Raw genomic sequence first — 4,937 nt, 5'->3', positions numbered from 1 at the left:
AGAATTATGATATTGTTTTGGTAAAAAGAAAGAACAATGAATTATCATATATAAAATCAAAGGATATGGAAAATTGTGAAAATATAAGCGAAATTATAAATACTATTCCCAAAAAAGAAAAAATTAACATTAACGCACAAATACCTGAAATTATTGATAAATTTAAAGAACTTCCTTATGTATTTGTCTATGATAAAGGTAGTTTTAAAGGTTTAATAACCTACGCTGATTTAAATAATTCTTCATTATATTCATATTTGTATATTTTTATATCTGATTTTGAAAAACTTTTGAGGAGTATTATCGAATTAAGATACAAAAAGGATGAATGGATAAAATATTTATCTGATGAAAGTCTGCAAAAAATTGGGGGTATTTTTGTTGCAAATAAAGCTAAGGGAATTGAACTTTCCCTATTGGAATGCACAACGATAACTCAGTTAAAAGAAGTTTTATGTAAAACAAAGTTATATAGTGAAATTAGTTGTTATAGCACAAAAAAAGATTACGAACGTAAGCTAAATAAAATATTAGATTGTAGAAATGCAATCATGCATAATAGAAATTTAATAAAAGACAAGGAAAAATATAACGATTTTTATGAATTCATTTATGATTTTTGCATTCAAAGAAAAGAGATTAATGATTATTATGAATTAAAGAAAAAAAATTAAGGTAATCATAAAAAATTAATATAGTTTTTTCTAGAATAAATTAGAATAAATAGGGAAGGTGCGCCAAGTCAATAATTTGCTAACTTTGATATCACCGGAGATATATTATGAAAATAAAAATAGTAACCTGGAATATGGCTTATTGGCAATATAAAGAATATTTTGAAGAAGCATGGGATTACTATCTCAAAGAAATTGACGCAGATATTATTCTTTTTCAAGAAGCTAAACCTTCAAGAGTCATTGAAAATGATGAGGAACATCTTGTCTGGAGTGAGATTGGCGGCAATCGTCCTTGGGGTTCAGGCATATATAGTAAAAAATACAAATTAACTAAGGAAATTATAAAAACAGAATTCAAAGGTGCTTTTTCAATTGCTAATACTAACATAGGGAATAAAAAATTAACTTTTATCTCATTGTATGGACTCATGGAAAGTAATGGTCCTACAAAAGGTTATTCCATAACAAATCTTCATAGAATGCTTTCAGATTTAACCTGTATATTTAACGGTCATCTAGACGGTAAAAGGAATATCGTTTTGGGTGGAGATTTAAATGCCAGCGTACAATTAGACCCAATACAAAAGAATGATTCTCATAAGATTTTTTTTAATAGGCTAGAAAATTTCAATTTGAATGATTGTTTTAAATTATCAAATAAAGAATATCCCGTTCAAACTCTCAGACACCAAAAAAGCAAAGTAAAATGGCAAAATGACTACTTTTTTGTTAGTAAATCGATCTCAAAAAAATTAATAAGCTGCGAAGTTGTAGATAATAACAAAGTTCGAAAATACAGTGATCATAACCCTGTAGTTATTATATTGGACTTGTAAGATATTAGGGGAAAGGTTACTCAATAATAGGAGGAAGTGTGGTGCTTGACAGAAGAGCTGTAAAGGAATTTTTGGATGAAGAACTTGGAGAAGTGGAAATACCCGATGATATTTTCAAAGAAACACTTGTAGAGACTTTCTGCAAGTATGTTGAAGATGACTATTATGAATGGCTGAAAGACAATTTCAAAACATTTTTTAATTACGGAAACCCCGATTGGCAGTGGATAAGAAAAAGGATTAAAAAGCATGAGGAGTGACAAGAAACGGTCCTTTAACAGAATGATAAAGGTTTATTATCGATACCCCTTTTATAAAATATAAATAGGAGGAAAAAGGGAATGAAAATTTTAAATAAATCATTTTTGAATTTATTTTTAATTACATTTATGTTGTTTTGCATAGTAGTCCTTAATACATTTTTTGTTTTCGCTTCAGAGACAATCAATGTAAAAGATTATATCAAAGGAAAATTTCCAGTAATATTTAATATTTATCTTTCTTCTCTCGGAGAGCTAGATGAGTACGAGAAAGAATTCATTGACTTATTGCAAAATTTACCGGGAGAAGAACAAAAGAATTATGCAAAAGAAGTATACGGTAATGGGTTTTCCAAGGATATACTGGAAAAAATAAAGAAGGGGAATATTGTTCAGGATACTGAAAGTGAAATTGGGAAAGAAGAAATTGAAGAATTTTCACCTGCACGGCTGGAAGAATCAATGAAAGATTATCAGATTAATTACCATCTTTCATTAAAAAAAGAAGATTATCCTGAGATTAAAGTTGAAGTAAAAAATAGTCCTTTTCAGATAAGTGAATTCAAATTTGGAGTATCCGGAGGTAATCTGGGGGCTATAGAGGATTTAAAAGATGTTTTTAAGAATATAGATATAAAATCAATAGATGGAAAGTCATTGAAATATAAATGGAGTGATGGCAGAACAATTGTAGTACAAAATGGAAAGAATTCAAATTTTACCATAAGATATTTTGTTGATGGGTTAAATTTTGGACGGTCTTCCGGTTTTTCCGGTATGGGAGAGCCTGATACTAAATTTGTTGTATTTAGGGCAAAAAGAATATTTTTTGTTGCTGGGGATGTATTTATTTTGCCGAATGCCGATTCTTTACCTTCTAAAATCACTGTTGATTTTTCATTGCCGGGAGACACACAGATATTTTCTTCCCTTCCTAAGGAAGATGGGAAATTTATTGCTGTGCCAGATTTATGGGGAAACATTGTATATGATTTTCAAAAAGAATATTTTACTGGTGGAGATGTTATTTTTTCTTTAACCCATGATACAGAATGGGGAGATAAATATATTTATATCTGGTTTGATAGAGACGTTGTTGCTGCAGCTTGGCTTCCTTCTTATGGGAATACACCATGGGAACAGGCGAAAGAATATATGGAAATGACTGAAAAATTTGCAAAATATTATCGGGAAGTAGTGATAGAGCCGTTACCTAAACATATTGTTCTTTTTACTAATGTCATACCTCAAGTAGGAACTAATATGGATTGGTTTCATTATATGCAAATATGGCCGAAATATTCAGACCCAGAGGTCTGTCATCATATTTTTCACCAATATAGTTTTTTTCTTTCACAAAGTAAGCTAACTTTACCTATGAGCCATTTTTTAAGTGAAGGGTTACCTACTTTTTTTGAGCAGACTATTCCATCAATTATTTATGGAGATGATCGTTATAAAGGAAAGTTATTTGAATTTTTTGCGTTGAATGAAAGAGGCAATAATTTTGGAATCAAAGATAATCAGTACCATATAAAATATAATATTGCAGCAATGAAAGTATTTTTGTTGGATAAATATATAAAAGAAGTGACTGGCAATAAGAAAAATTTGAATGATTTTGTTAAAGAACTTTGGGATTCGGTAAAAGAAAACCATAAACCCGAAGAGATGGAAGAGAAGCAAATTATAAGCGCTTTTAAAAAAGTGGTTGGTAAATCCAATAGTGGTTATTTATCAAAACTAATAAAAACAAAAAGTTTTAAAAGGGAAGATTTTACAGATCTCTTGCCTTGTTTTGGAGATTACGTTACTTGGATGGCAGATGAGTATTTTTGGGGAGATAAGCTGTTATTTTTAGTCTTTCTTGATATTGTTTCTGCCAAAGATAATGAATGGCCTCATTATGCCACATATCCTCACAATATATTAAGATATAGAAGAGATGCATTAATAGACTTTAAATATTATTTAGAAAATGTAAATAAGGAAAGATTTACTCAGAAAGACATAATCGATGCAATTTCTGTTGTGACCGGGAAAAATCATAAAGGTTTCTTTGAATTCTGGAAATCTTATGGGTTCGGGCTTGATCCTAATTCAATCTTGCTTTTAGATAGCTGGGATCCCGAAGAAAGAACAGAAAAAGAATTTGTATGCTCTCCATGGTGGTCAGCGGGAAGCTTAAAAACTGAAGACTATATTTCAGGACATACTCAAAAAGCGGAAGTAATTCTTGATAATCCAGATGATGATGGAAAAATAGTTGTAGAAGTTAGGCTTCAAAGTTTTGAAAAGTTTTCTTCTGAAGATGAAGCAGGAAATACAATAAAAGGGGAAAATGTTTCATTGTTATATACAAGTAAAGATAAATATAAGAATATATTTACTACCAGAGCATTTTTTAAAATAATATCTGATGAGACTAAATGCAAAAGTTTTTATTTTAATTTGAAATTACCTTCTTTTTCTTCTCATCCAAAGTTTTTAGCATATGATTTTCCATTAAGTAGTAAAACACAATTGGGAGAATTATACTGGCTTCATTCATTCGACCCAGAATAAAAAAATTAAAGGAAAAATGCTTAATAATTTTAGTTTGTAGGATTTAGTTAAAGGAATTAAATACAATTTGACAACAATCAAGATTAATCCCAATTCTAATCTTAATTTGTAATATTATCTTGGAGGTATTAAAGATGAGCAAATCAGTTAGTTTTCTTTATAAGCTCGCTCGTTTAGCAAATGATGTGGAAAAACTCTCCAGTGGTGATCCCAAAAAGATAGCCCGTAGAGCCAAGAATAAATACATAGGTAAAAAAATAATCAAAAAAGTCTGGAAATTCCCCTGGTAAATAAAAGATAAAAGGAGGCTTAATAATGAAAAAGGTTCTTTTGAAAGAGACTAAAATAGGAGAATTCTTAACTATAGGTGTAGAGATGGAGGAAGATGAAGTAGGTATTTTTATTGCTTCTGCTGATGTATCTGCCAGCTGTGCTTTTAAGTTCGATGAATGGGAGAAGTTCGTAGCCGGAATAAATAAAGCAGATAAAATATTTAAGAAAAGAGAATAGGGGTATTTATTCTTGACACTAGAGCAAGGTTGATGTCTGGTCTAAATACAATTTAGTCAATGATAGGAGGAAGTGTGGTGCTTGACAGA

The 4,937-nt window shown here is 30.1% G+C and carries 6 protein-coding genes; all 6 read left to right on the top strand.

What is annotated here, in order from left to right:
* Positions 1-674, top strand: a 674-nt coding sequence (locus U9Q18_06290) for a hypothetical protein (protein ID MEA3313966.1), incomplete at its 5' end; no start/stop codon positions are given.
* Positions 675-781: 107 nt separating this feature from the next.
* Positions 782-1,513 carry a hypothetical protein gene (locus U9Q18_06285; protein MEA3313965.1) on the top strand — a complete coding sequence of 244 codons (732 nt, stop codon included), beginning with the start codon at positions 782-784 and terminating at the stop codon, positions 1,511-1,513.
* 41 nt (positions 1,514-1,554) lie between these two features.
* Positions 1,555-1,773, top strand: a complete 219-nt coding sequence (locus U9Q18_06280; protein ID MEA3313964.1) for a hypothetical protein — start codon at positions 1,555-1,557, stop codon at positions 1,771-1,773.
* 81 nt (positions 1,774-1,854) lie between these two features.
* On the top strand, positions 1,855-4,338 hold the full coding sequence (locus tag U9Q18_06275; protein ID MEA3313963.1) for a hypothetical protein: 2,484 nt from the start codon (positions 1,855-1,857) through the stop codon (positions 4,336-4,338).
* 134 nt (positions 4,339-4,472) lie between these two features.
* Complete coding sequence (locus U9Q18_06270) at positions 4,473-4,628, top strand: hypothetical protein (GenBank protein MEA3313962.1); 156 nt, start codon at positions 4,473-4,475, stop codon at positions 4,626-4,628.
* A 25-nt stretch (positions 4,629-4,653) separates the two neighbouring features.
* Complete coding sequence (locus U9Q18_06265; GenBank protein MEA3313961.1) at positions 4,654-4,848, top strand: hypothetical protein; 195 nt, start codon at positions 4,654-4,656, stop codon at positions 4,846-4,848.
* Positions 4,849-4,937 lie beyond the last annotated feature (89 nt).

The sequence above is a fragment of the Caldisericota bacterium genome (assembly GCA_034717215.1).
GTDB lineage: Bacteria > Caldisericota > Caldisericia > Caldisericales > Caldisericaceae > UBA646.
Note: the sequence above shows the minus strand (reverse complement) of the source record. Positions and strands in the feature narration are given on the sequence as shown.